Genomic DNA, 25381 nt, shown 5'->3' on the forward strand with positions numbered 1-25381 from the left:
CGCCCTCAAGCTTTGCTGCATCAAGGCGAGCGATTAGCGTCGCTTGGCCATTTCGTTGATGAAGCGATCGAACAGTGGTGCTACGTCGTTCGGGCCAGGGCTGGCTTCAGGGTGACCCTGGAAGCTGAAGGCGCTCTTGTCGGTACGCTCGATGCCTTGCAGGGTGCCGTCGAACAGCGATTTGTGGATCGCACGAACGTTGGCTGGCAGGGTCGTTTCGTCCACCGCAAAACCGTGGTTCTGGCTGGTGATCATCACAACGCCGGTGTCCAGGTCCTGGACCGGGTGGTTGGCGCCGTGGTGGCCGTGCCCCATTTTCAGGGTCTTGGCGCCAGAGGCCAGGGCCAACAGCTGGTGACCGAGGCAGATGCCGAATACCGGAATTTCGGTCTCCAGCACGTCCTTGATCGCCTGGATCGCGTAGTCGCAAGGCTCCGGATCACCAGGGCCGTTGGACAGAAACACGCCGTCCGGCTTCAGGGCCAGCGCTTCAGCGGCTGGCGTTTGAGCCGGCACCACGGTCACGCGGCAACCGCGCTCAACCAGCATGCGCAGGATGTTCAACTTGACGCCGTAGTCGTAGGCAACTACGTGGTACGGCAGTTCGGACGCGTCGATGGTTGCGTGGCTGTCGGTTTTCAGATCCCAGACAGTCGAGCGCCACTCGTACTTTTCTTTGGTGCTGACGACTTTCGCCAGGTCCATGCCTTTCAGGCCAGGGAAACCCTGGGCGGCGGCGATGGCGGCTTCTTCGGAAATGTTGTCGCCGGCCATGATGCAGCCGTTCTGTGCGCCTTTTTCACGCAGGATGCGTGTCAGGCGGCGAGTGTCGATACCGGCGATTGCCACGACGTTGTTGGCTTTCAGGTAGTCGGACAGAGACATCGTGTTACGCCAGTTGCTCGCAACCAGCGGCAGGTCACGGATGACCAGGCCAGCGGACCAGACACGGTCGGACTCGGCGTCTTCCGGCGTGGTGCCGGTGTTGCCGATGTGCGGGTAAGTCAGGGTAACGATCTGTTGGGCGTAGGAAGGATCGGTAAGGATTTCCTGATAGCCGGTCATGGCGGTGTTGAACACCACCTCACCAACGGTTTGACCGTCGGCTCCAATGGCTTCGCCGCGAAAAATGCTGCCATCAGCAAGGGCGAGTATGGCTGGCTTAGTCAAGAAGACCTCCCGTAAATAAAGCCTGAAAGGGCGATCGCAGGTTGTAAAAAAGCGGAGTGACGTATGGACACGTCACCCCGCTTCTTCACCGAATAATTCTGCGCGCTTTTAGTGGACACACTAAAGCTGTAGCTTACAGAAAAAGGCATTTTTGGTCTACCGCCAATGAGCCTTAAAGGCTGGGGAATGCGACAGGACGTCGCTTGACGGAGTAAAACCGGGCTCAAACGCTGCGTTTGAACCCGATTTCGGGCGCATATTAACGCAGGTCGAGCACGTCTTGCATGTCATAAAGGCCTGACTCACGACCATCGAGCCACAACGCCGCGCGCACCGCACCCTTGGCGAAGGTCATGCGACTGGACGCCTTGTGCGTGATTTCCAGACGCTCACCCTCACAAGCGAACAGCACGGTGTGATCGCCGACTACATCACCACCGCGAACAGTGGCAAAGCCAATCGTTTCACGCTCGCGCACACCGGTGTGCCCTTCACGACCATACACCGCGACCTTTTGCAGATCACGATCCAAAGCGCTGGCGATCACTTCGCCCATACGCAGCGCCGTCCCTGAAGGTGCATCAATCTTGTGCCGGTGGTGAGCCTCGATAATTTCGATATCCGCGTCATCGCCGAGCACACGAGCCGCCATATCCAGCAGCTTCAACGACAGGTTCACGCCAACACTGAAATTGGCCGCGAACACGATAGGAATGTCCTTACCTGCCTCGACCAGCAACTGCTTCTGCGCAGCGTCCAACCCAGTCGTACCGATCACCATGGCCTTGCCTTCCTTACGACAGAACGCCAGGTTTTTCAGCATGACTTCCGGGAGCGTGAAGTCGATCAACACATCGAATTCTTCAGCCACCGATTCCACATGACCGGACAGCGGCACGCCAATACGCCCGAGCGAAGCCAATTCACCCGCATCCACGCCAATCAGCGTGCTGCCAGGGCGCACAATGGCCGCCGTCAGGCCAGTCAGCGGCGCGCGTTGCTGCACCGCTTCGACCAGAATCTTGCCCATGCGCCCGGCAGCGCCCATCACAGCTATACGTCGCATGTAGACTCCTTACAAATCGCCGAAGAAGCGCTTCACGCCTTCGAACCAACCAGTGGTTTTCGGCGAATGACTGTTGTCGTCCGCCAACGAGCTGCGGAACTCTTCCAGCAATTCACGCTGACGACGACCCAGATTGACCGGAGTTTCGACCGCCACACGGCACATCAGGTCACCGGCACCACCGCCACGCACTGGCGCAACGCCTTTGCCGCGGACACGGAACTGCTTGCCGGTCTGCGTCCCTTCCGGGATTTTCAACTTGACGCGACCATCAAGGGTCGGGATTTCCAGCTCGCCACCCAATGCAGCATCTACAAAACTGATGGGCACTTCGCAGAACAGGTGCTTGCCATCGCGCTGGAAGATCGCGTGCTCGCGCACATTGATCACCACGTACAAGTCGCCAGTCGGGCCGCCCTGCGCACCCGCCTCGCCTTCGCCAGACAGGCGAATGCGATCGCCGGTGTCGACACCGGCCGGCACTTTTACCGACAGGGTTTTGTATTCTTCGACACGCCCTTCGCCATTGCAGGAGTTGCACGGATCGGAAATGATTTTGCCTTGCCCATGGCAACGCGGACAGGTTTGCTGCACCGAGAAAAAGCCTTGCTGCATGCGGACCTGACCGATACCGCCGCAAGTCGGGCAGGTGATCGGCGAAGAGCCTTTCTTGGCACCCGAGCCATCGCACGGCTTGCAGTTGACCAGTGTCGGAACACGGATATTCACGGTCGTGCCGCGCACCGCTTCTTCCAGATTCAGCTCCAGGGTGTAACGCAGGTCGCTGCCGCGCTGCGCGCCGCCACGGGAACCGCCGCGACCACCACCAAAGAAGTCACTGAAGACATCACCAAAAATGTCGGAGAAGTTCTGACCACCAAACCCGGCACCGCCGCCACCCATGCTTGGGTCGACACCGGCATGACCATACTGGTCGTAGGCCGCGCGCTTGCTGGAGTCGGACAGCACTTCGTAGGCTTCATTAGCCTCTTTGAACATATCTTCCGACGCTTTGTCGTCGGGATTACGGTCCGGGTGGTGCTTCATCGCCAGGCGACGGTAGGCCTTTTTCAGGTCTGCTTCGCTTGAGCCACGCTCAACACCCAATACTTCGTAATAGTCACGCTTTGCCATAAGTCTTTGCACTCTTAAGGACGTTCGGCAAACCTCTCCTGAGCCTCGCCAAACTCGTTGAGCCCCAATACAGGCCCGGACCCAACTCACGTCAATTCAACGATCCTGGTCTTTGATTCGATGCGGTACTTTCGGCTCGAAAAGCAGGAGCATTCCCGGCCATACCTTCAGCACCCGAACGCTGTCGCATGCTGTAAAAATTCACTAACTCCAGACACGCCAACGCGGGAGCAAGCTCCCGCGCGGCGACATCCTACCAGTCACCGCCTTAAGGCAGTCAACCGGGCGACCAACAACTTACTTGTGGTCTTTGACTTCTTCGAACTCAGCATCGACAACGTCGTCTGCTTTTTCAGCTTTTTCGTCGTGCGGTGCTGCGCCTTCAGCTGGCTGAGCCTGTTCGGCATACATCTTCTGCGCCACTGGAGCGGAGACTTTCGACAGCTCTTCAACCTTGGCTTCGATTGCAGCCTTGTCGTCGCCTTTAACAGCGGCTTCCAACGCAACCACAGCCGCTTCGATTGCAGCCTTCTCTTCAGCAGTCACTTTATCGCCAGCGTCAGCGACCATTTTGCGAGTCGAGTGAACCAGCGCATCGCCCTGGTTACGAGCCGTTGCCAGCTCTTCGAACTTGCGGTCTTCGTCGGCGTTGGTTTCAGCATCGCGAATCATCTGCTGAATCTCTTCCTCGGACAGACCGGAGTTAGCCTTGATCACGATCGACTGAGTCTTGCCGGTGGCCTTGTCTTTGGCGCCTACGTGCAAGATGCCGTTGGCGTCGATGTCGAAGGTCACTTCAATTTGTGGCACACCGCGTGGAGCTGGCGGAATCTCGGCCAGGTCGAACTTGCCCAGGGACTTGTTCTGGGCAGCTTGCTTACGCTCGCCTTGCAGCACGTGAATGGTCACAGCGCCCTGGTTGTCGTCGGCCGTCGAGAACACTTGCGATTTCTTGGTAGGAATCGTGGTGTTTTTCTCGATCAGCGCGGTCATCACGCCACCCATGGTTTCGATACCCAAGGTCAGCGGGCTGACGTCGAGCAGCAGAACGTCTTTCACATCACCGGCCAATACTGCGCCCTGGATGGCAGCACCCATGGCAACGGCTTCGTCCGGGTTCACATCTTTACGCGCTTCTTTACCGAAGAATTCGGTCACCAGCTTCTGAACCAGTGGCATACGGGTCTGACCGCCGACCAGGATCACGTCGTTGATGGCGCCAATGTCGATGCCGGAGTCTTTCAGAGCGATGCGGCAAGGTTCGATGGTGCGTTGAACCAGGTCTTCTACCAGCGCTTCGAGCTTGGCGCGGGAGATTTTCACGTTCAAGTGCTTAGGACCGGTGGCGTCTGCAGTGATGTACGGCAGGTTCACGTCGGTCGACAGAGCAGAGGACAGCTCGATCTTGGCTTTTTCAGCGGCTTCTTTCAGGCGCTGCATGGCCAGCGGGTCACCTTTAAGGTTCATGCCGCTTTCTTTCTTGAATTCGTCAACGAGGTAGTCGATCAGACGAATGTCAAAGTCTTCACCGCCCAGGAACGTGTCACCGTTGGTGGCCAATACTTCGAACTGATGCTCGCCATCGACTTCAGCAATTTCGATCACGGAAACGTCGAAAGTACCGCCGCCCAAGTCGTAAACGATCACGGTGTGATCGCCTTTCGCCTTGTCCATACCGTAAGCCAGAGCGGCTGCGGTTGGCTCGTTGATGATACGTTTTACGTCCAGACCCGCGATACGGCCGGCGTCTTTGGTCGCCTGACGCTGGCTGTCGTTGAAGTAAGCCGGAACGGTGATGACCGCTTCGGTCACTGGTTCGCCGAGGTAGTCTTCGGCGGTTTTCTTCATTTTCTTCAGAATTTCAGCCGAGATTTGTGGCGGCGACATTTTCTGGCCGTTCACTTCAACCCAAGCGTCGCCATTGTCAGCTTTGGCGATTTTGTAAGGCACCATCTTGATGTCTTTCTGAACGACTTCTTCGTCGAACTTACGACCGATCAGACGCTTCACCGCGTACAGGGTGTTGTGCGGATTGGTCACAGCCTGACGCTTGGCCGACTGACCCACGAGGATCTCGCCATCGTTGGCATACGCGATGATCGACGGCGTAGTACGCGCGCCTTCAGCGTTTTCAATAACTTTGGCTACGCCGTTTTCAAGCACGGAGACGCAGGAGTTGGTAGTCCCCAGGTCGATACCGATAATTTTGCCCATGTTCACTCTCCCGAAACTTTGGATTTGGTTGCCGCAGCAGTGGTGGCTAACTGCGGTAGCACTTAAACGCTTGACTTCTAAATGGGGGCCTTGCGGCTAATTTCAAGCCTGCTCGTCAATCGAAGGCGAAACTGGCGCAGGCGCCTTGCTGACCACGACCATGGCCGGGCGCAGCAGGCGACCATTGAGCTGATAGCCCTTCTGGAACACCTTGAGCACGCTGTTCGGCTCGACGTCGGCGCTTTCCTGCATGGCCATTGCCTGATGGTGAACGGCGTTGAACGGTTCGCCATGCGGGTCGATCGCTTCCAGCTGATAACGCTTCAGGGTGTCCTGGAACATTTTCAGGGTCAGCTCGATGCCTTCGCGCATTGGGCGAATGCTTTCGTCGTCCGGGCTGGACAACTCCAGGCCTCGCTCCAGGCTGTCGACGATCGGCAGCAAGTCGCTGGCGAATTTTTCCAGCGCGAATTTGTGAGCCTTTTCGACATCCTGCTCGGCGCGACGGCGGACGTTCTGCAGATCGGCGGCTACACGCAAAGCCTGATCCTGTGCGCCTGCCAGTTGCTCTTCGAGCACTTGTACACGAGCCGCCAGGTCTTCACCCGAAGCCGCAGGGCCCTGGTTGGCGTCTTGATTTTGCGTATCCACTGTCTGTTCGTCAGCCATAGATTTCTCCTTTCAATATCGTCCGCGATCTCAACTCGCGCTTCTGCCCAGCTATATGGGGCCGCAAAAATGAGCTTCAAGGGGTGCTTGATGATTAACCCTACAAAAACAACTGTATTGTCATTCCATGCCGTACTAAGTATTTCGTCGGACCAAGCACATCGAGCTAAAGGAGGGCATTGTCAGCCCGAAACAAAACACTGTATAAATAACCAGACCTAAAGCCTGGGAGCGGCCTTTATGCTGGTGCACCTGTCCGTACACAACTACGCCATCGTTGAACATCTCGATCTCGAACTCGATCGCGGGATGAGCGTGATCACTGGGGAAACCGGCGCCGGCAAGTCGATCATGCTCGACGCCCTGGGCCTGACCCTGGGTGATCGCGCCGACAGCGGCGTGGTCCGCCCCGGCGCCGACAAGGCCGACATCCTGGCAACCTTCGACCTGATCGACATTCCGGAAGCCAGCGCATGGCTGGCCGAACGTGATCTGGAGAGCGACGGCCCCTGCATCCTGCGCCGGGTCATCACCGCAGAAGGGCGCTCGCGTGGCTATATCAACGGCACGCCCTGCCCGCTCGGCGATCTCAAGGCTCTGGGCGAATTGCTGATTGATATCCACAGCCAGCATGAGCACCAGTCCCTGCTCAAGACCGACACCCACCGCCGCTTGCTCGACGAATACGCCGGCGCTACCGACCTTGCCCGCCAGGTTCAGTTGGCCGCCCAACGCTGGCGCCAGACCCGCCAGGAGCTGGAACGCCTCTCCAACTCCGGCGACGAGCAACGCGCTCGCCACCAGTTGCTCAGTTATCAACTGGAAGAGCTGGAAAACCTCGGCCTCGGCGAAAACGAGCTGGACCAACTAGAACAGGAACACAAGAACCTCACTAACGCCGAAACCCTGCTGGGCATCTGCCGGCAAGTGGTCGAACAATGCAGCGAAAGTGATTCCGGCAATGTCCTGAACGCCCTGACCGCCAGCCTCAACCGCTTGTCGAGCGTCAACAATTCGATCGGCGCTCTGGGTGAGGCCAGCAGCCTGTTGACCAGCGCGCAGATTCAGGTCGAAGAAGCCGTGGGCGAACTGAATCGCTTCCTTGATAACTTCGACGCCGACCCGGCACGCCTTCAGTACCTGGAAGAACGCCTTGACGCGATCTACACCATGGCGCGCAAACACCGTATCCAGCCAACCGAAGTTGCCGAGATGCAGCAAAAACTGCTGGATGAAATCGAAACCCTGAACGCCAACGATGAATCCATCGAACGGCTGAGCGACGAACTGGCCGCTTATGCCCGCCACTACCAGGAGAAAGCCAGGGACCTGAGTGACTTGCGCCATCAAGCCTCGAACAGCCTGGCCAGTGCCGTGGAGCAAGAAATCCAGCGTTTGGGCATGCCCGGCGGGCGCTTCACCATCGAACTGCGCCCTAACAGCAGCGATGAACTGCTGCCTAATGGGCTGGAACAGGTAGAACTATTGGTGAGCGCCAACCCCGGCCAGCCGCTAAAAGCCCTGGCGAAGGTTGCATCGGGTGGCGAACTGTCGCGGATCAGCCTCGCCATTCAGGTCATCACCGCGCAGACCTCCCGCGTACCCACGCTGGTGTTCGACGAAGTGGACGTAGGCATCGGCGGCCCGACCGCCGAGATCGTCGGCCAATTGTTGCGCCGACTCGGTGAGCGCGGGCAGGTTCTGACGGTGACTCACCTGCCGCAAGTGGCGGCGCAGGGCCATCAGCATCTGTTCGTGCACAAAGTGCGCGGCGAGGATGCGACTCACACGGCGGTCTCCAAGTTGAGCAAGAACGATCGTGTCGAAGAGGTGGCGCGGATGCTGGGGGGCATCGACCTGACCAAAGAATCCCTGGCTCACGCGAAGAAAATGGTCATCACCGCAAAAATTTAAGAACGGCGGAAAGCACGAAGGCGACCCTGGGGTCGCCTTCGCTCGTTTCGCGAACCTTTAATTCGCGCGACATGCTTACTTTTTCTTGCGTACGTACAGCACCAAATTGTGATCAACCATCTCGAAGCCATACTTGTCGACGATGGCTTTCTGCAGCCGCTCGATTTCTTCGTCGAAGAATTCGATGACTTCACTGGTCTCGACGTTGACCATGTGGTCGTGATGCTTGCCGTCGTCCAGCTCGAAGACCGCATGGCCTCCGTCGAAGTTGTGCCGCACCACAAGGCCAGCTGCCTCGAACTGGGTCAGAACACGGTAAACCGTGGCCAGACCGACGTCCTCACCAGCCTCCATCAGCGCTTTGTAGACATCTTCGGCGCTCATGTGGCGTTGCTCGGCGGAATCGAGCATTTGCAGAATTTTGACCCGTGGAAGGGTCACTTTGAGGCCGGCTTTGCGTAGTTCGCTATTTTCAACCATGGTCAGCTTTCTCGCGATGCTGCTTCGCAGCTTCTCTTAATGCGGGTATGATCGGCGTTTACGTTGTCCCAGCCAAGATAGTGGAAGTCGCCCACCGATGCAAAACACCAAGCTCTTGCTAACCAGTTTCACCTTTGTGGGACTGCTCGCACTCGCCGGTTGTTCATTCCCCGGGGTTTACAAAATCGACATCCAGCAGGGCAATGTCGTCACGCAGGACATGATAGACCAGTTACGCCCGGGAATGACCCGCAAGCAAGTACGGTTTATCATGGGTAACCCTCTGCTGACCGACACGTTCCATGCCGATCGCTGGGATTACCTGTACAGCCTGCAACCAGGTGGCGGTGAACGCCAACAGGAACGCATGAGCGTTATCTTCAACGCAAATGACCAGCTTGTCAGCCTCTCTGGTGATTTCATGCCAGGCGTGAGCCGTGACGAAGCCATTCTCGGCAAGGACAACGGCACGAAAGTCGCTGCACCAGCAGAAAACGTCGAGAAGCCGAAGCCGGAAAAACCGGTCAAGCCAGGTTCGTTGCTGGACCAGATCCAGAAGGACGTCGACGGTGTAGAAACCGTTCCGATCCCGAGTCCAGAACCTCTGGAAACCTCGCCGCAATAATTTGCGACGCAATAAAAAACCCGGCATGCCGGGCTTTTTATTGCCTGACGTTTAGTTCGTTATTGATTTCGAGCCTTGGCCTCGGCAGCCTTGATGGCGCGCAACCGGCGAACTTCTTTCGGATCAGCCAGCAATGGCCGGTAAATCTCGATGCGATCCCCCGCCTGAACCAGACGTTTGTCTGGATCAACGATCACTTTGCCGAAGATGCCTACCGGACAACCAGCCAGATCCAGCTCTGGAAACTCCTCGGCCACTCCCGATTTGAGCAAAGCCGTCCGCACTGTCGTACCTGTAGGCACCGTCACACAGAGAAGCACCTGACGATCAACGGCGGCATACACCACCTCAACCTCGATCACGACCTCAACCATGCATCTGCTTGGCGCGCTGGCAGAATGCATCGACCAGCGTATTAGCCGCCTGATTGAACAACGGCCCCAGGGTCGCGCGAACAATTGGCCCGGCGTAATCGAACGACAGGTCCAGACTGATCTTGCAGGCCTTATCGGTTAACGCCTTGAACACCCAGATGCCATGCAACTGAGTGAACGGGCCCTCCTCGAGATTCATCTCGATCGATTGCCCGGGCACCAAAATGTTACGCGTCACAAAGTGCTGACTGAGGCCACCCTTGGCCACACCCACGCTGGCGCGCATGTGCTCGGGCGAGCTTTCCAGCACTTCGGCGGCAGAGCACCACGGTAGAAACTCCGGATAACGCGCCACGTCGTTGACCAGGTCATACAGCGCTTGTGCCGGGTACGGCAGCAAGGCCGAACGTTGAATATGTGTCGTCATGTCAGCGTCACTTCCACAGCTGGGCGGCAAACACTACGAGAATGCCGATGGGCGCCACATAGCGCATCAAAAACAAGGACAGGGTGAATAGCACCGGGTTACGGGTCGACAACTCGTCGCGCACCGCTTCACGGCCCATCACCCAGCCTGCAAACACCACGAAACACAAGCCACCGAGCGGCAACATGATCCGCGAAGTAAAGAAATCAATGACCCCAAAGAAGCCCAGACCACCGGCAGCGCCCCACTGGTAGAGATGGAACATCCCACCTTCGTTCACGAAAAATTTGGCTTCCTTCCAGATATTGAAGGAAAACACCGTGCCCAGACCGACAAACCAGCAGGTGAACGCCAGCCAGAAGGTCACCCAGGCGCGGCGGACATTCGTCCGTTCAACCAGGTAAGCCACCATCGGTTCGAGCAAGGAAATCGCTGAACTCCAGGCCGCAATCGCTACCAATACGAAGAACACTACGCCCATCAGCTGGCCGAACACTACGTTACCAAAGGCAAATGGCAGGCTGACAAACATCAGGCCTGGGCCTTCGCTCGGGTTCAGGCCGGCGGCGAACACAATCGGAAACAATGCCAGGCCGGCCACCAGGGAAACGAAGGTATCGAGCAACGCCACGCCAACGATGGTGCCGGAGATCGATGAATGCTTTGGCATGTAGGCGCCGTAGATCATGATCGAGCCGACCCCGACGCTCAGGGAGAAAAACGCGTGCCCCATCGCGGGCAGCAAACCGTCGAGTACTTTTTCCGGGTGGAAGTCGAACATGAAATGCACGCCCTCCATGAAATGGCCGGTGGTCATGCTGTAGCCCAGCAGAACAATCACCATCACAAACAGCAGAGGCATCATGATCCGCAAGCTGCGCTCCAGGCCGGCGACTACGCCCTTGGCAATCACGGCGGCGGACAGCAGCATAAATATTGTGTGCCAAAGTGTCAGGCGCCATGGATCGGCGATCACATTGCCGAAGTACGCGCCGACCTGATCGGCCGTCACACCCTGGAAGTCACCCCGCCCCATGTCGATGATGTAATCCAGCGACCAGCCGCCGACCACACTATAGAAAGACAGAATCAGCAACGCCGTGATCATCCCGGCAAATGCGCCCCAGGACCACTTCGCCGAATGCCCAGCCTCCAGCGCCAGCACCTTCAAGGCGTTGGCCGGGCTCTGGCGGGCACGGCGGCCGATCAGGGTTTCCGCGAGCATGACGGGCACACCGATCAGCGCGATACAGACCAGGAACATCAGCACAAACGCGCCGCCGCCATAGACGCCGACCATGTACGGGAACTTCCATATGCTACCCAGCCCCACGGCCGAACCGGTCGCGGCGAGTATGAAGACCCAGCGGCTAGCCCAACTGCCGTGGACTGAAACCTTGTCTGTCGACATCGTTAACACGCCCAAGCATTCAAAAAAGAGGCCGCATTGTCCGGGATTCAATCAACCTGCTCAAGCACGTAGCATCACCGTAGCCGACTCGCTTGCAACTCCCTATAATGCCGCCCCTATGGCTAAACAGAAGAAACACCCAACAGGGACCATCGCGCAAAATAAAAAGGCGCGACACGATTACTTCATCGAACATCGGTTCGAGGCTGGTCTGGTCCTGGCCGGCTGGGAAGTAAAAAGTCTGCGGGCAAGCAAGCTACAACTGGTTGACAGTTATGTACTGCTCAAGGATGGCGAAGCCTGGCTGCTCGGCAGCCACATTACGCCCCTGATGACCGCCAGCACCCACGTCATCGCTGACCCGACCCGCACCCGAAAGTTGCTGCTCAACCGGCGCGAGCTGGAAAAGCTGGCCGCTGCCGTGCAGCAAAAAGGTTACGCCTGCGTGTGCCTGTCCTGGTATTGGAGCAAGCACATGGTCAAGTGCGAGATCGCTCTGGGCAAGGGCAAGAAGGAATACGACAAGCGTGATACCGAACGCGAACGTGACGCCGGTCGCGAATTGCAGCGTGCGGTTCGGAACAAGGGCAAGGAAGATTAATCTTTCGGCCTGAGTTTTGTGGCGCTAACGAAAAGATCGCAGCCTTCGGCAGCTCCTACGGATGTGTGTGTGCACCCGATAAAACGGGTTAAAACACGATCACTGTAGGAGCTGCCGCAGGCTGCGATCTTTTGCGTTTAAATGCGATCACATCCCCTTGCGTCGCTCCGCCCGAGCCATGCGCTGTACTTCTTGCCGCACCTCTTCCAGCACTTCCTGCACATACAAGATGTGTCGGCTGGAGACTTCCCGCGCCTGCTCCGCCCTGCCTTCGATAATTGCCACGTACAACTCTCGGTGCTGAGCAATCAACATGTCACGGGTTTCGGTGCGCTGCTTGTACATGCCGCCAATGTTGGTCACCACGTTGCGCTTGAGCAGGTCGAACAGCCCGCGAATGGTGTGCAATAACACCGCGTTGTGACTGGCCTCGGCGATTGCCAGGTGAAATTTCGCATCCGCCGCGCCCTCTTCCGTACGACTCACTTCATCATGACGTGTGTAGCAGTCCTGCAATTCGTTGAAGGCCGTGGTCAGCCGCTCGCGATCAACATCCGTCGCACGCAATGCCGCGTAGTAGGCGCAGGACGCTTCCAGGGTATGGCGAAACTCCAACAGATCGCGCTGAGCCTCGGGATTGCTTTCCAGCAGGTGCAACAGCGGATCGCTAAAGGTCGACCCCAGCGACTCCACCACATAATTCCCGCCGCCCTGACGACTGACCAACAGCCCTTTGGCCGCCAATTTCTGAATCGCTTCACGCAACGAAGGACGTGACACGCCAAACTGCTCAGCCAGCGCGCGTTCGGCCGGCAAGCGCTCGCCAGCCTTCAGTGTGCCTTCGAGGATCATCCCCTCAAGCCGCTCGACAATATCGTCAGACAAACGGCGCTGACGAATCTGATCAAACCCCATAACTCATTTCTCCACGGTCCCGACGGCTCGCCGGGGCCTCTATTCTGGCCTATAGGCGCTGCGCCAGCACCTATCAGACGGTAGTTGATCGAACGGCCCCGATGATCTGCACACCCACGTATTCGACAAAAGTTTTAGGGCGGCAAATTGACACACCACCTACAAGGCTTTTACCCTAGCCAACAGCGATTGTAAATTGGTATTACCAATTAACCAAGAACGCTGACAGTGCCTGACCAACAACAATTAGGGGCCACCCCATATGCAAACCTGGCAACAGCTCTATACCCCGCTCGGCAGTCTCGGCGTGTCCGCGCTCGCGGCCGTTATCCCTATCGTATTTTTCTTCCTGGCGTTGGCCGTGTTCCGCCTCAAAGGTCATGTGGCCGGCAGCATCACGCTCGCCCTGTCCATTGCAGTGGCGATCTTCGCTTTCCAGATGCCGGTCGATATGGCTTTCGCCGCCGCCGGGTATGGCTTCGCCTACGGTCTGTGGCCGATTGCCTGGATCATTGTGGCAGCCGTGTTCCTCTACAAATTGACGGTCAAGAGCGGCCAGTTCGAAGTGATCCGCAGCTCCGTACTGTCGATCACCGACGACCAGCGCCTGCAAGTGCTGCTGATCGGCTTCTGCTTCGGTGCGTTTCTTGAAGGTGCAGCCGGTTTCGGTGCGCCGGTAGCGATTACCGCCGCACTGCTTGTAGGACTGGGCTTTAACCCGTTGTACGCCGCAGGCCTTTGCCTGATCGCCAACACCGCACCGGTAGCCTTCGGCGCCCTGGGGATTCCGATCATTGTTGCCGGGCAAGTCACCGGCATCGATGCGTTCAAGATTGGCGCCATGACCGGTCGCCAACTGCCGTTGTTGTCGCTATTCGTGCCGTTCTGGCTGGTGTTCATGATGGACGGCATGCGTGGCGTGCGTGAAACCTGGCCAGCCGCATTGGTGGCCGGCTTGAGCTTTGCCATCACCCAATACTTCACCTCGAACTTCATTGGCCCGGAACTGCCGGACATCACCTCGGCGCTCGTCAGCCTGATTTCCCTGACACTGTTCCTCAAAGTCTGGCAGCCAAAACGCGCCGCTGGTCAACACATCGCCGGCGCCGTCTCGGCTTCCGTGGTGACCGCCAGCGTCGGCGGTTTCGGCCAAAAGCGCACAACAGTGGCTTCGCCCTACAGTCTCCTGGAAATTTTCAAAGCCTGGTCGCCGTTCCTGATCCTCACCGTATTGGTCACCATTTGGACCCTGAAACCGTTCAAGGCAATGTTTGCCGCTGGCGGCTCGATGTACAGCTGGGTGTTCAACTTCGCGATCCCGCACCTGGATCAAATGGTGATCAAGGTCGCACCGATCGTGACCGCTCCGACCGCTATTCCGGCGGTGTTCAAACTTGATCCGATTTCCGCGACCGGCACGGCTATTTTCTTCTCCGCACTGATCTCGATGCTGGTGCTGAAAATCAATGTAAAAATTGGTCTGACCACTTTGCGAGAGACTTTCTACGAACTACGCTGGCCCATTCTGTCCATCGGCATGGTGTTGGCTTTCGCCTTCGTCACCAATTATTCGGGCATGTCATCCACCATGGCATTGGTATTGGCCGGCACTGGCGCGGCGTTCCCGTTCTTCTCGCCATTCCTCGGCTGGTTGGGCGTGTTCCTGACCGGTTCCGATACGTCGTCCAACGCGTTGTTCAGTTCGTTGCAAGCGACCACCGCGCACCAGATCGGCGTGAACGATGTGTTGCTGGTCGCGGCGAACACCAGCGGAGGCGTGACCGGCAAGATGATCTCGCCCCAATCGATCGCCGTGGCCTGCGCCGCGACCGGACTGGTGGGCAAGGAGTCGGACCTGTTCCGCTTCACCCTCAAGCACAGCCTGTTTTTTGCAACGATTGTCGGCCTGATCACCCTGGCTCAGGCCTATTGGTTCACCGGCATGCTGGTGCACTAAAAGCGACAGGCACCACGGAAAAAACCGACGCCGGACCACGACTCCGGCGTCAGCTATTCACCACCCGGTCTGTAAGGCTGCTGAAAGCTTCCCTCTCTATATTCAGCAGCCTCAACAGACGGATAACCGGCCGAGAGACACGCCTGATGAGCGAGCTTTTTTACAACGCCGTGCCGAATGCGACCCGTGTCGCCCCGCCACTGCCCGAGCCTCGGCAATACCCCCGCGAAAAACCGTCACGGGTCTATCTGTACGGAACCTGCGTGGTGGATTTGTTCTACCCGGAAGCCGGGATGGACGCGATTCACTTGCTGGAGCGCGAAGGCATCCGTGTCGAGTACCCGCAAGGGCAAAGTTGCTGCGGACAACCGGCCTACACCTCGGGTTACACCGAGCAAGCCCGAACCGTCGCGCGCTCGCAATTGGCGCTGTTTGCCGGGGACTATCCGGTGGTGGTGCCGTCGGGATCGTGTGCCGGAATGTTGCGCGAACACTACGCCGACTTGTTCAAGGATGAGCCGCAAACGTTGAAACAGGTCCAGGCACTTGCTGCCCGGACTTATGAACTGGCCGAGTTTCTGTTGTTTGTCTGCAAGGTGCAGCTCAAGGACAGCGGCGCACCCGTGAAAGTGGCGCTGCACACGTCGTGTTCGGCGCGCCGCGAGATGAACACCCACCTGCACGGCCGTGAGTTGTTGGCGCAGCTGAGCAACGTGGAGCGAGTGGACCACAGCCACGAAAGTGAATGCTGTGGCTTCGGTGGGACTTTCAGCGTCCGTATGCCAGACATTTCCGGCGCGATGGTGGCTGACAAGACCCGGTCGTTGAAGGAATCCGGCGCGCACAAGGTACTCAGTGCCGACTGCGGTTGCCTGATGAACATCAACGGCTCGCTGGAAAAACAGAAGGAAGCGTTACGCGGCCAGCACCTGGCCAGTTTCCTTTGGCAGCGAACCGGAGGTGCTCAATGAGCATGCCGGAGCTGATTCCGACCGTTGCCGTGTCGGAAGATTTTCGCACCCGCGCTCACGAGGCGTTGGGTGACAAGCAACTGCGAAACAACTTTCGCACTGCGATGGATTCACTGATGACAAAACGGGCAGCGTCCTTCAGCGATGCCCATGAAAGAGAACATTTGCGAGCACTGGGCAATGCTGTCCGAGCCCGTGCGTTATCCAAGTTGCCCGACCTGCTCGAGCAGCTTGAACAGAACCTGACCCGCAACGGTGTGACAGTGCACTGGGCGGAAACGGTGGACGAGGCCAATGGCATCGTCCTCTCGATCATCCGCGCTCACGAGGGGCGGCAAGTGATCAAGGGCAAATCGATGGTCAGCGAAGAAATGGAGATGAATCACTTCCTCGCTGATCAAGGCATTGAATGCCTGGAATCGGACATGGGCGAGTACATCGTCCAGCTCGACCACGAGAAGCCTTCACACATTATTATGCCGGCGATCCACAAGAATGCCGGTCAGGTCGCGTCCTTGTTCCACGACAAACTTGGCGTGGAATACACCAAGGACGTTGACCAACTCATTCAGATCGGTCGCAAAGTCTTGCGGCAGAAATTCTTCGAGGCGGACATCGGCGTCTCCGGCGTCAACTTCGCCGTGGCCGAAACCGGCACCCTGCTGCTGGTGGAAAACGAAGGCAACGGCCGCATGACCACCACCGTGCCACCCGTGCACATCGCCGTCACCGGCATCGAAAAAGTCGTGGAAAACCTGCGGGACGTGGTGCCGCTGCTGTCGCTGCTGACTCGCTCAGCCCTCGGCCAGCCCATCACCACCTACGTCAACATGATTTCCGGCCCGCGCAAGGCGCATGAGCTCGACGGTCCTCAGGAAGTGCACCTGGTATTGCTCGACAACGGTCGCAGCCAGGCCTTCGCCGACAGCGAATTGCGCCAGACCCTGAACTGCATCCGCTGTGGCGCCTGTATGAATCATTGCCCGGTCTACACCCGAATCGGCGGCCACGCCTATGGGGAGGTTTACCCTGGGCCTATCGGAAAAATCATCACCCCACACATGGTTGGCCTGGCGAAGGTCCCGGATCATCCGAGCGCGTCTTCATTGTGCGGAGCCTGCGGTGAAGTGTGTCCGGTGAAAATTCCGATCCCTTCCTTGCTGCGTCGCCTACGGGAAGAGAACGTCAAAGCCCCGGACAGCCCTCATCAAGTCATGCGCGGCCAGGGCAGTAAGTACTCGCGCAAAGAACGTTTTATCTGGAACGCCTGGGCGAAACTCAACAGCTCACCGACGCTGTATCGGCTGTTCGGTTTCTTCGCCACCCGCCTGCGCGCACTTGCGCCGAGTAATGTCGGCCCGTGGACGCAAAACCACAGTGCACCGAAACCCGCTGCCCGCTCACTGCATGACATGGCCCGCGAGCATCTGGCCAAACAGGGAGATCGTTGATGAGCGCCAAGCAAAACATCCTCGCTAAATTGCGCAAAAGCCTGACGGGCACCACGCCGGTGCCCGACGAGTTCGACGTCGAACTGGTGACACAGCCTTACACCTACACGCCGGAACAACGCATCCCGCAACTACGCAAGCTGATGGAAGCGGTGCACACCGAAATCCATCTGACATCCGGTGAAGGTTGGCCCGAGTTGCTGGCGCAATTGCTGCGGGACCGCCAATTACCGAGCCTGTTGATCGCACCGACTACGCCTCATGGTCAACGTATCACTCAGCACTGGGCGAAAAATCCTGGCCTGCCTGCGCTCCAGGCTTACGACCGTCCGGTTGAAGCGTGGAAAGCCGAACTGTTTAACGACACCCCGGCCAGTCTGACGACTACCCTCGGTGCAATCGCTGCGACGGGCAGCCTGATTTTGTGGCCGACGCGGGAAGAACCGCGCTTGATGAGCCTGGTGCCACCAGTGCACTTCGCTCTGCTCAAGGCCAGCGAAATCCGTGACAACTTCTATCAGGTACAGCAAGAATTTGAATGGGCCCAAGGCATGCCGACCAATGCCTTGCTGGTGTCCGGCCCGTCGAAAACCGCAGACATCGAACAAGTCCTGGCTTACGGTGCCCATGGTCCGAAAGACCTGGTGGTATTGATCCTGGAGGACCAATGACTTTACCTGCGACGTTCCTGCGTGATGCACAGAAGCTGATTCCCCCGGAGCGACGTTTCGACGATCCGCTGTCGACGTTGGCGTTCGGCACCGACGCCAGTTTCTATCGGCTGATTCCGAAACTGGTGATTCGCGTCGAGTCCGAAGATGAAGTGGTGGCGCTGCTCGAACTGGCGCAGCGGGATCAGGTGCCGGTAACCTTCCGTGCCGCCGGCACCAGCCTGTCCGGCCAGGCCATCAGCGACTCGGTACTGATCGTGCTTGGGGATAACTGGAACGGTCGCGAGATCCGTGGCCAGGGCACACAAATTCGCCTGCAACCGGGCGTGATCGGCGCGCAGGCCAACGCGTGGCTGGCGCCATTCGGACGCAAGATCGGTCCCGACCCGGCCTCGATCAATGCCTGCAAAATCGGTGGTATCGTCGCCAACAACGCCAGCGGCATGTGCTGCGGCACGGCACAAAACACCTATCACACGCTGGCCGGTATCCGCCTGGTGCTGGCCGACGGTAGCCGTCTCGACACTGAAGACGCCACCAGTGTCGCTGCGTTTCGCGAGAGCCACGCTGAGTTGCTGGAACGTCTGGCGACGTTGGGCCGCGAGACCCGCGCCAATGCCGACCTGGCTGCGCGAATCCGCCACAAGTATCGCCTGAAAAATACCACCGGCCTGTCACTCAACGCCCTGGTGGATTTCGACGAGCCTATGGATATCTTGAGCCACTTGCTGGTGGGTTCCGAAGGCACCCTCGGCTTCATCAGTGCGGTGACGTACGACACGGTGATCGACCACCCGAACAAGGCGTCGGCACTGATTGTGTTCCCGGACGTGGAAACCTGCTGCAACGCAGTCACCGTACTGAAACGCCAACCGGTTTCCGCCGTGGAACTGCTGGACCGTCGCAGCCTGCGTTCGGTGCAGGAAAAACCCGGCATGCCGGCTTTCGTACAACACCTGTCGAACAATGCCTGCGCCCTGCTGATCGAATCCCGCGCGGCATCGTCCACGTTGCTGCACGAACAACTGGCGAAAATCATGGCGTCGCTGACTTCGTTTCCGGTGGAGAAACAAGTCGACTTCACCGAAGACCCGGTAGAAAACGCCCGGCTCTGGGCGATCCGCAAGGACACCTTCCCCGCCGTCGGCGCCGTGCGCAAAACCGGCACCACGGTGATCATCGAAGACGTGACCTTCCCGGTGGAACAACTGGCCAGCGGCGTGAATCGTCTGATCGAGCTGTTCGACAAACATCACTACGACGAAGCCATCCTTTTCGGACACGCCCTGGAAGGCAATCTGCACTTCGTCTTCACTCAAGGCTTCAATAACCCGGAAGAAGTCGCACGCTATCAGGCGTTCATGGACGACGTGGCACACTTGGTGGCGGTGGAGTTCGGCGGTTCGCTGAAGGCTGAACACGGTACCGGCCGCAACATGGCGCCCTTCGTCGAACTGGAATGGGGCAGCGAGGCCTACCAGTTGATGTGGCAGCTCAAACGCCTGCTCGACCCCAACGGCATACTCAACCCGGACGTGGTGCTCAGCGACGATCCGCAGATCCACCTCAAACATCTGAAACCGTTGCCGGCCGCTGACGAAATTATCGATAAGTGCATCGAGTGCGGTTTCTGCGAGCCAGTCTGCCCGTCGAAAGGACTGACCCTGAGCCCGCGCCAGCGCATCGTGATCTGGCGGGATATTCAGGCGAAGAAGCGCGCAGGCGTGGACACCACCGAACTCGAAGCCGCTTACGAATACCAGGGCATCGACACCTGCGCCGCCACGGGCCTCTGTGCGCAACGCTGCCCTGTAGGCATCAACACTGGCGAGCTGGTGAAAAAGCTCCGCAGTCGTAACGCGACTCATACGAAAACCGCCAACTGGCTGGAAGGCAACTTCGCCACCGCACTGCAAGGCGCGCGCTTCACCCTGCACGTGGCCAACGGCGCGCGAATGCTGCTGGGGGCACCACGCCTGGCGAAACTCTCGGCAACGCTCACGCGTTTGTCCAAAGGTCAGGTCCCGCAATGGACCAACGCCATGCCCCAATCGGAAAAAGCCATTCGCTTCAGCCCGACCGTGTCGGACCAACGTCCTCGTGTGGTGTACCTGGCGGCTTGCGTGTCGCGGGTCATGGGCCCCGCGGCGGGTGATCAAGAGCAGATGTCGTTGTACGACAAAACCCGAGGGCTGCTTGAAAAGGCCGGTTACCAAGTGGTCTTTCCGGACAATCTGGACAGCCTCTGCTGCGGTCAGCCCTTCGCCTCCAAGGGCTACACCGAACAGGCCGAACACAAGCGCCAGGAACTGATCGGCGCGTTGCTGCACGCCAGTCGTGGCGGGCTCGACCCGATCTATTGCGACACCAGCCCCTGCACCTTGCGACTGGTCCAGGACCTGGGCAATGTTCGACTGGACCTGTACGACCCGGTGCGGTTCATCCGTACACATTTGATGGAACGGCTGGATTTTACGCCGCAGGAAGCACCGATCGCGGTGCACGTCACCTGCAGCACTCAGCATCTCGGCGAGAGCCAGGCGCTGATCGATCTGGCGCGCAAGTGCAGCAAAACAGTGGTCATTCCTGAAGGTATTCACTGCTGCGGGTTTGCCGGGGACAAGGGTTTCACCACGCCGCAATTGAATGCTCACGCCCTAAGAACGCTCAAGGACGCGGTTCAGCAGTGCAGCGAGGGGATTTCGACCAGTCGCACCTGTGAGATTGGTCTGACGCAGCACGGCGGAATTGACTACCACGGGCTAGTCTATCTGGTGGACCGCGTTACCAAGGCCAGGGTGACCTGATCGCAAGACCTCAAGGAAGGCGTATTGAGTCGTCTTTTTAATGGTTCTTGCCGGAATCGACAGGATTACCGTAAAAAATAGAACCCTGACGTGTCGCCGCAGTCCACTGATCAACCCCCGCAAACGTGGGGCCTCCCAAAACTCGGCAGCCCGTCCTGATGGTCAGCGATGCCTAGTCCCTCAGCTCAAGGAGATACACATGAAACGTTCTGTACTGTTTGGTCTGTTCGTTACTGCCTCATTGCTGGCCTCCCCTTCGTTTGCCGCCGACAAAGATCTATGTGCGGCCAATCTGAAAACCATCGAAAACGCCAAGGCACAGATTCCTCAGGAAATGGCTGACCAAGTAGCGGACTCCGTCAAGCAAGCCAAAGCCGACCACGCAAAAGGCACCAAGAAAGGTATGGATGATTGCGTCGCCGAGACCAATCAAACCATCCAGGACCTCAAGAACGCGAACAAAGGCGGGAAGTAACTCAGCTCAGGGCCAACCATCGGGTTGGCCTTCTGAGCCTTGTTCGCGTACACCGCGCAGGCTTGTTGCTCATCTGGCAGCCGGGAATTCAAATCCCCCCGGCCCACCCAATACGACTCAAAAAAAACCCGCCAATAGCGGGTTTTGTTGCCTCTGGGGTTTGGTAATGTGAACCGCCCGTGTCGCTGTGAAAAAATGCGACACCATGCCCAAATCTGCAGAAAGAGCAAGGTTTGCCCTTGAAGAGGCCACCAGAGAAAAGGGGCAATTGCGCCTAATGCCTGTCAGTTAAGAAATCTCAGGCGAAACACGCTTCCTGTAGCAGCTGGCGAAGCCTGCGTTCGGCGGCGAAGCCGTCGTGAAATCAGCCAACGCGGTGCATCAGAAACACCTCGTGCACAGGTTTCACGACGGCTTCGCCGCCGAACGCAGGCTTCGCCAGCTGCTACATCTATGGTTACCCCCTTTTCTGCAATACTGTTTTTGATGCGTGTTTGGCTTGCTTTCATCTATCCGGCGTCTGAGTGGGGTTGTGGCCCCGCGCCTCGATGAGAATCGATGCCTAACGACCCTAATTAGATTGACGGCCTTTCAGCCGTGTAGCAGCTCAGGGTTGTCGTCAGGCCGGTTGGCCGTTCACGTCATCTGTTATCCAGCATCGCAAACCAGGTGGGTGGTGCTTGGGTGACAGCAGGGTCAGGCGTTCATCACGCTTGGCCCTGCATCGAATTCGGTGTGGTGTGCCGCAATCGCCCAGGCGATTCTTGCCAGCTTGTTGGCCAACGCACAGACCACGAGATTGGAGTGATGGTGGGACGCTAATAGCTGGCGGACCCAGTCCGCCAAAGCACCTTTCTGTCGTTCCAGCTGTATCAAATAAACACGGGCACACTGGATGAGTAGGCGTCTCTGGTTTCGATCACCACGCTTGCTGATGCCCAGCAGAACGGTCTTGCCGCCCGTGGAGTGCTGTTTGGGCACCAACCCGATCGAGGCCGCATAGCCTCGGCCACATTTGAACTGTTTGCCATCGCCCAACTCGGCAGCCAGGACGGTGGAGGTGATCGGGCCGATGCACGGCATGGTCATCAAGCGCGTTGCCAGATCATCTTCAGCGGCCTGGCATTCCATGTCTTTGTCCTGCGCCTTGACCTGCCCATCCAGATAGTTGAAGTGCCCATGCAGCACCATCAGATTTTTCTTGATGCGTTCAGAAAATGAACTCACCTCAAGCAACGCTGGAAGCTCTTTGATGGCTTTGAAGCCGGCTGCGAGGCTGACACCAACCTCCAGAAGGGCTGCGTGAATCCGATTGACGGTCGCAGTGCGGTCTTTAATGAACGACTCACGGAGCGAGTTGGACATGGCCAGCGCCTGTTGGGCTTGGGTTTTTGGCGGCACAAAACGCATCGTGGGCCGGGTCGCCGCCTCGCAGATCGCCTCGGCATCAGCGAAGTCGTTTTTGTTGCTTTTCACATACGGACGCACGAGATGAGGTGCAATGAGCTTGGGCGTATGCCCCAGCTTGGCGACCTCCTGCGCCATGAAGTGGGCGCCGCCGCAGGCCTCCATCACGACGGTGCAGGATTCCAAGTTGGCCAGGTACCGAATGAGCGTCACCCGATTGAATTTTTTGCGGCAAAGCTCATGACCGCGATCATCTTGTGCATGCAGATGAAAAGAGTGTTTTCCCAAGTCGATGGCGGCAATAGCTACTTTGGTCATGGCATCAGTCTCCGATGAGCCCCCGGTGAAAGCTTAGTGGGCGATCACAGGGGGCGGCGGGGGTAGCCATTTCATTAGATCGCATTACGCCTTAACTGAGTTTTTCATAACTTTTCTGAAAAAACCGAATTCCTGTGCCGCTTCGCAGTCTTTTAGGTAGGCCCCATCAATCGTGGCTTATTATTCGGATTCGGTCGAGCCACCCGCTCATACGGCAGCACCGAGACCATCAGTTCAAGGAGATACCCATGAAACGTACCGCACTCGCGGGTCTGTTCATTTCTGCTGCAATGTTGGCGTCTCCCGTATTTGCAGCGGACAACAACCTTTGTACGAGCAAGCTGCAAGAGCTCAAAAGCAAAGTGAATGCACTGCCGGCGTCCTCCGATAACTCCACAATGGAGATCAAAAGACTGATGGCCAGCGCCGAAGCTTCAAAAGCCTCCGGGGACAACAACAAATGCGTGAGCGAGGCCACCCAAGCCCTCACCCGCGCTGATAGTCTGAGCAACCAACCCAAGCCATAATCAGTCGCGGCCAACCTTCGGGTTGGCCTTCTCATGCGTGTTGGCGTACACTGCACAGGCTTGTTGCTCACTTTGATTCACAGAGCAATGGGCTCGGGGCCGTTTAGGATTCGACGCCGGTTGCGAAACTTTAGGTGCATGCCGAGTTGGTAACAGAACTCGTAAATCCACTGTTGCAACTACTTATAGTTGCCAATGACGAAAACTACGGCCAGGAATTCGCTATCGCTGCGTAAGCAGCCTTAGACCCTGAGCTTCTGGTACCTTCGGGTCCAGCAATCACTAGAGGATGTCTGTAAACTCGAAGTGATTGTCATATAGAACAGAATCGCCGTGCAGTACGTTGTGGACGAAGCGGCTAAAACTTACACAACTCGCCCAAAGCACCCTGCCCGTCGGGTCGCTGAGGGTTAACTTAATAGACACGGCTACGCATGTAGTACCGACAGCGGAGTACTGGCGGACGGGGGTTCAAATCCCCCCGGCTCCACCAAATCCAAAAAAAAAGACGTCCACGGACGTCTTTTTTTGTGCCTGAAATTTAGTAAATACGGGGGGCAGCGCTTTTGAGCTCCGCAGAGAATTTTTGAGTTCCAGCCGTTTGGGTATTCCAAAGGGTATTCCAAGCTCACCGGTGCTATTTCGCGAGCTACTGGCACAAGGCTTCGATCCCAAAGCGCAACGCAATGCGCGGGAGGAAGCCAAACGAACGGAGACGGAACACACGTTCGAGAACGTGGCCACCGCCTGGTTCGATCTGAAGAAGGACTCTGTCACATCGGCATACGCCGAAGACATTTGGCTGATCAGTCGGCCAGCCTGGAAAAAGCGGTCACCGACAGACTGACCAAACACGGCCAAAAACCGGGCATGGAGGAAGTCCGCGAACTACTGGAACGGGCACTGTTCTTGGTCCGCGAAGGCTACCGCCCGACCCCGAACGCATTGGTGAGCTGGGCGAGTATCCGGGGTAGCGGAGGTCCGCCAGGCCATCCCGCACGTCGTGCGGGATAGCGCATAAACATCACGACAAAATCGAGCGTCGGCATCCAAGGGGCTAAGCCGCGTGCCGCTCAAGATGGCGTGAAACCTACCCATTTGGCGAACCTTTTCTCCATGAACTCTTCGCAGCCATTCTCCAGTTGCTGTTGTTTGATGAGCGCATTGGGGGTGAACAGGCGATCGGGGAGCATACCTAAAAGGCCAAACGCCGCTTTTTGCAGGATCGTGGATTTAACGTTCAGGTTGGCAAAGTCGATTTGAGGCAGCTCCTTTCCGGAAGTGGTATTGCCTGTACTATCGGTATGGAACCGCGCTCCGCCTGTCAGCCTGATTGTGTTGTCCAACGCATCGCCCGTGGGGTAGATAAGCGCCTTGGAGCCGGTGATGGCATGAAAGCAGCCCCGGCCTTTCTCTCTGTCGTCGAATACTTTTGCGTATTTGCCCGCCGCAGGGTTTTCATCGAAACCACCGAGAAAAAGCACCCGTTGATCACTGTCCAGCGTGGCTTTATTGGCCTCGTAAAAGCTAATGTCCCAAAGGCGGCAGGTGTAGCCAGCAAACGCCTGGATTCGTGCTTCGATGATGTTGGCACCACCTTCGTAATCCTTGGCGTATACCACCGTTATCTGCTTTGCTTGTGCGCCAAAATTCATCATTCCTCTCCCTGTTTGCTGCTGTTTCAGCATGACGGCCTTTGTATCGGCAGCTATGCGTGCTTCCAGAATAATCTCATCGACTAAAGGCAAATTGCTATTACTGTCGAATTTATTAAGATATGGCTCTTTGCCATATTTG

General features: G+C 57.7%; 23 protein-coding genes, 1 other RNA gene and 1 pseudogene. 13 read left to right on the top strand and 12 right to left on the bottom strand.

Annotation, left to right across the window (positions count from 1 at the left end; genetic code table 11):
- Positions 1-33: 33 nt before the first annotated feature.
- The 5 genes from carA to grpE form a co-directional block, all read right to left on the bottom strand.
- Positions 34-1170, bottom strand: a complete 1137-nt coding sequence (carA, locus tag JFU37_RS08885; RefSeq protein ID WP_201114943.1) for a glutamine-hydrolyzing carbamoyl-phosphate synthase small subunit — start codon at positions 1168-1170, stop codon at positions 34-36.
- 259 nt (positions 1171-1429) lie between these two features.
- Positions 1430-2236 (bottom strand): 4-hydroxy-tetrahydrodipicolinate reductase, encoded by an 807-nt coding sequence (gene dapB / locus JFU37_RS08890; protein ID WP_201114944.1) that lies wholly within the window; start codon positions 2234-2236, stop codon positions 1430-1432.
- 9 nt (positions 2237-2245) lie between these two features.
- Positions 2246-3370 (bottom strand): molecular chaperone DnaJ, encoded by a 1125-nt coding sequence (dnaJ, locus tag JFU37_RS08895; protein WP_201114945.1) that lies wholly within the window; start codon positions 3368-3370, stop codon positions 2246-2248.
- Positions 3371-3667: 297 nt separating this feature from the next.
- Positions 3668-5584 carry a molecular chaperone DnaK gene (gene dnaK / locus JFU37_RS08900; RefSeq protein ID WP_201114946.1) on the bottom strand — a complete coding sequence of 639 codons (1917 nt, stop codon included), beginning with the start codon at positions 5582-5584 and terminating at the stop codon, positions 3668-3670.
- 102 nt (positions 5585-5686) lie between these two features.
- The gene (grpE, locus tag JFU37_RS08905; RefSeq protein ID WP_201114947.1) at positions 5687-6253 is read right to left on the bottom strand and encodes a nucleotide exchange factor GrpE; all 567 of its coding nucleotides are present in this window, start codon (positions 6251-6253) and stop codon (positions 5687-5689) included.
- Between the two features lie 240 nt (positions 6254-6493).
- Between grpE and recN the strand changes: the two genes are divergently transcribed.
- A complete protein-coding gene (gene recN, locus JFU37_RS08910; protein ID WP_201114948.1) occupies positions 6494-8167 on the top strand; it encodes a DNA repair protein RecN in 1674 nt (557 codons plus the stop codon).
- A gap of 75 nt (positions 8168-8242) precedes the next feature.
- Here recN and fur read toward each other — a convergent pair whose 3' ends face one another.
- Positions 8243-8647 carry a ferric iron uptake transcriptional regulator gene (fur, locus tag JFU37_RS08915; protein ID WP_003197684.1) on the bottom strand — a complete coding sequence of 135 codons (405 nt, stop codon included), beginning with the start codon at positions 8645-8647 and terminating at the stop codon, positions 8243-8245.
- Between the two features lie 97 nt (positions 8648-8744).
- Here fur and JFU37_RS08920 point away from each other — a divergent pair, with 97 nt between their 5' ends.
- Complete coding sequence (locus JFU37_RS08920; RefSeq protein WP_201114949.1) at positions 8745-9272, top strand: outer membrane protein assembly factor BamE; 528 nt, start codon at positions 8745-8747, stop codon at positions 9270-9272.
- Between the two features lie 59 nt (positions 9273-9331).
- Here JFU37_RS08920 and JFU37_RS08925 read toward each other — a convergent pair whose 3' ends face one another.
- The 3 genes from JFU37_RS08925 to JFU37_RS08935 are packed head-to-tail and all read right to left on the bottom strand — an operon-like array spanning position 9332 to position 11484.
- Positions 9332-9646 carry an RnfH family protein gene (locus JFU37_RS08925; protein WP_201114950.1) on the bottom strand — a complete coding sequence of 105 codons (315 nt, stop codon included), beginning with the start codon at positions 9644-9646 and terminating at the stop codon, positions 9332-9334.
- Positions 9639-10073: a type II toxin-antitoxin system RatA family toxin gene (locus JFU37_RS08930; protein ID WP_201114951.1), complete on the bottom strand. Its 435-nt coding sequence runs from the start codon at positions 10071-10073 to the stop codon at positions 9639-9641. The genes JFU37_RS08925 and JFU37_RS08930 overlap by 8 nt, the downstream gene beginning before the upstream one ends.
- A 7-nt stretch (positions 10074-10080) precedes the next feature.
- The gene (locus JFU37_RS08935; protein ID WP_201114952.1) at positions 10081-11484 is read right to left on the bottom strand and encodes a sodium-dependent transporter; all 1404 of its coding nucleotides are present in this window, start codon (positions 11482-11484) and stop codon (positions 10081-10083) included.
- A gap of 118 nt (positions 11485-11602) precedes the next feature.
- Between JFU37_RS08935 and smpB the strand changes: the two genes are divergently transcribed.
- Positions 11603-12085 (top strand): SsrA-binding protein SmpB, encoded by a 483-nt coding sequence (gene smpB, locus JFU37_RS08940; RefSeq protein WP_028623113.1) that lies wholly within the window; start codon positions 11603-11605, stop codon positions 12083-12085.
- Between the two features lie 147 nt (positions 12086-12232).
- On the opposite strand, the gene JFU37_RS08945 is transcribed toward smpB, so the two are convergent.
- On the bottom strand, positions 12233-13000 hold the full coding sequence (locus tag JFU37_RS08945) for a GntR family transcriptional regulator (RefSeq protein ID WP_201114953.1): 768 nt from the start codon (positions 12998-13000) through the stop codon (positions 12233-12235).
- A gap of 262 nt (positions 13001-13262) precedes the next feature.
- Between JFU37_RS08945 and JFU37_RS08950 the strand changes: the two genes are divergently transcribed.
- The 6 genes from JFU37_RS08950 (at position 13263) to JFU37_RS08975 (ending at position 21332) form a co-directional block, all read left to right on the top strand.
- Positions 13263-14957 (top strand): lactate permease LctP family transporter, encoded by a 1695-nt coding sequence (locus tag JFU37_RS08950; protein WP_201114954.1) that lies wholly within the window; start codon positions 13263-13265, stop codon positions 14955-14957.
- 146 nt (positions 14958-15103) lie between these two features.
- Positions 15104-15928 (top strand): (Fe-S)-binding protein, encoded by an 825-nt coding sequence (locus JFU37_RS08955; protein ID WP_201114955.1) that lies wholly within the window; start codon positions 15104-15106, stop codon positions 15926-15928.
- Positions 15925-17379: a LutB/LldF family L-lactate oxidation iron-sulfur protein gene (locus JFU37_RS08960; RefSeq protein WP_201114956.1), complete on the top strand. Its 1455-nt coding sequence runs from the start codon at positions 15925-15927 to the stop codon at positions 17377-17379. Before JFU37_RS08955 ends, JFU37_RS08960 begins: the two co-directional genes overlap by 4 nt.
- Positions 17379-18050 (top strand): LutC/YkgG family protein, encoded by a 672-nt coding sequence (locus tag JFU37_RS08965; RefSeq protein WP_201114957.1) that lies wholly within the window; start codon positions 17379-17381, stop codon positions 18048-18050. Before JFU37_RS08960 ends, JFU37_RS08965 begins: the two co-directional genes overlap by 1 nt.
- Positions 18047-20857: an FAD-binding and (Fe-S)-binding domain-containing protein gene (locus JFU37_RS08970; protein ID WP_201114958.1), complete on the top strand. Its 2811-nt coding sequence runs from the start codon at positions 18047-18049 to the stop codon at positions 20855-20857. The genes JFU37_RS08965 and JFU37_RS08970 overlap by 4 nt, the downstream gene beginning before the upstream one ends.
- 199 nt (positions 20858-21056) lie before the next feature.
- Positions 21057-21332, top strand: a complete 276-nt coding sequence (locus JFU37_RS08975; RefSeq protein WP_201114959.1) for a hypothetical protein — start codon at positions 21057-21059, stop codon at positions 21330-21332.
- 696 nt (positions 21333-22028) lie between these two features.
- Here the strand turns inward: JFU37_RS08975 and JFU37_RS08980 are convergent.
- Positions 22029-23057 carry an IS110 family transposase gene (locus JFU37_RS08980; protein WP_201112718.1) on the bottom strand — a complete coding sequence of 343 codons (1029 nt, stop codon included), beginning with the start codon at positions 23055-23057 and terminating at the stop codon, positions 22029-22031.
- Positions 23058-23305: 248 nt separating this feature from the next.
- On the opposite strand from JFU37_RS08980, the gene JFU37_RS08985 reads away from it, so the two are divergent.
- The 4 genes and pseudogenes from JFU37_RS08985 (at position 23306) to JFU37_RS08995 (ending at position 24598) form a co-directional block, all read left to right on the top strand.
- The gene (locus JFU37_RS08985) at positions 23306-23584 is read left to right on the top strand and encodes a hypothetical protein (RefSeq protein WP_201114960.1); all 279 of its coding nucleotides are present in this window, start codon (positions 23306-23308) and stop codon (positions 23582-23584) included.
- Between the two features lie 95 nt (positions 23585-23679).
- Positions 23680-24077: a transfer-messenger RNA gene (gene ssrA, locus JFU37_RS08990) on the top strand.
- Between the two features lie 93 nt (positions 24078-24170).
- A pseudogene (locus tag JFU37_RS30620) lies at positions 24171-24386 on the top strand (hypothetical protein); the annotation flags it as partial.
- On the top strand, positions 24383-24598 hold the full coding sequence (locus JFU37_RS08995) for a hypothetical protein (RefSeq protein ID WP_201114961.1): 216 nt from the start codon (positions 24383-24385) through the stop codon (positions 24596-24598). The pseudogene JFU37_RS30620 and the gene JFU37_RS08995, both read left to right, overlap by 4 nt.
- A 59-nt stretch (positions 24599-24657) precedes the next feature.
- On the opposite strand, the gene JFU37_RS09000 is transcribed toward JFU37_RS08995, so the two are convergent.
- The gene (locus tag JFU37_RS09000) at positions 24658-25332 is read right to left on the bottom strand and encodes a hypothetical protein (RefSeq protein WP_201114962.1); all 675 of its coding nucleotides are present in this window, start codon (positions 25330-25332) and stop codon (positions 24658-24660) included.
- Between the last annotated feature and the right edge of the window lie 49 nt (positions 25333-25381).

The sequence above is a fragment of the Pseudomonas sp. TH41 genome, from assembly GCF_016650695.1.
Lineage (GTDB): Bacteria > Pseudomonadota > Gammaproteobacteria > Pseudomonadales > Pseudomonadaceae > Aquipseudomonas.

Coding starts and splice junctions, on each gene's coding strand:
- dapB (WP_201114944.1), bottom strand. CDS start 2,236: ATGCGACGTATAGCTGTGATGGGCGCTGCCGGGCGCATGGGCAAGATT.
- dnaJ (WP_201114945.1), bottom strand. CDS start 3,370: ATGGCAAAGCGTGACTATTACGAAGTATTGGGTGTTGAGCGTGGCTCA.
- dnaK (WP_201114946.1), bottom strand. CDS start 5,584: ATGGGCAAAATTATCGGTATCGACCTGGGGACTACCAACTCCTGCGTC.
- grpE (WP_201114947.1), bottom strand. CDS start 6,253: ATGGCTGACGAACAGACAGTGGATACGCAAAATCAAGACGCCAACCAG.
- recN (WP_201114948.1), top strand. CDS start 6,494: ATGCTGGTGCACCTGTCCGTACACAACTACGCCATCGTTGAACATCTC.
- fur (WP_003197684.1), bottom strand. CDS start 8,647: ATGGTTGAAAATAGCGAACTACGCAAAGCCGGCCTCAAAGTGACCCTT.
- JFU37_RS08920 (WP_201114949.1), top strand. CDS start 8,745: ATGCAAAACACCAAGCTCTTGCTAACCAGTTTCACCTTTGTGGGACTG.
- JFU37_RS08925 (WP_201114950.1), bottom strand. CDS start 9,646: ATGGTTGAGGTCGTGATCGAGGTTGAGGTGGTGTATGCCGCCGTTGAT.
- JFU37_RS08930 (WP_201114951.1), bottom strand. CDS start 10,073: ATGACGACACATATTCAACGTTCGGCCTTGCTGCCGTACCCGGCACAA.
- JFU37_RS08935 (WP_201114952.1), bottom strand. CDS start 11,484: ATGTCGACAGACAAGGTTTCAGTCCACGGCAGTTGGGCTAGCCGCTGG.
- smpB (WP_028623113.1), top strand. CDS start 11,603: ATGGCTAAACAGAAGAAACACCCAACAGGGACCATCGCGCAAAATAAA.
- JFU37_RS08945 (WP_201114953.1), bottom strand. CDS start 13,000: ATGGGGTTTGATCAGATTCGTCAGCGCCGTTTGTCTGACGATATTGTC.
- JFU37_RS08950 (WP_201114954.1), top strand. CDS start 13,263: ATGCAAACCTGGCAACAGCTCTATACCCCGCTCGGCAGTCTCGGCGTG.
- JFU37_RS08955 (WP_201114955.1), top strand. CDS start 15,104: ATGAGCGAGCTTTTTTACAACGCCGTGCCGAATGCGACCCGTGTCGCC.
- JFU37_RS08960 (WP_201114956.1), top strand. CDS start 15,925: ATGAGCATGCCGGAGCTGATTCCGACCGTTGCCGTGTCGGAAGATTTT.
- JFU37_RS08965 (WP_201114957.1), top strand. CDS start 17,379: ATGAGCGCCAAGCAAAACATCCTCGCTAAATTGCGCAAAAGCCTGACG.
- JFU37_RS08970 (WP_201114958.1), top strand. CDS start 18,047: ATGACTTTACCTGCGACGTTCCTGCGTGATGCACAGAAGCTGATTCCC.
- JFU37_RS08975 (WP_201114959.1), top strand. CDS start 21,057: ATGAAACGTTCTGTACTGTTTGGTCTGTTCGTTACTGCCTCATTGCTG.
- JFU37_RS08980 (WP_201112718.1), bottom strand. CDS start 23,057: ATGACCAAAGTAGCTATTGCCGCCATCGACTTGGGAAAACACTCTTTT.
- JFU37_RS08985 (WP_201114960.1), top strand. CDS start 23,306: ATGAAACGTACCGCACTCGCGGGTCTGTTCATTTCTGCTGCAATGTTG.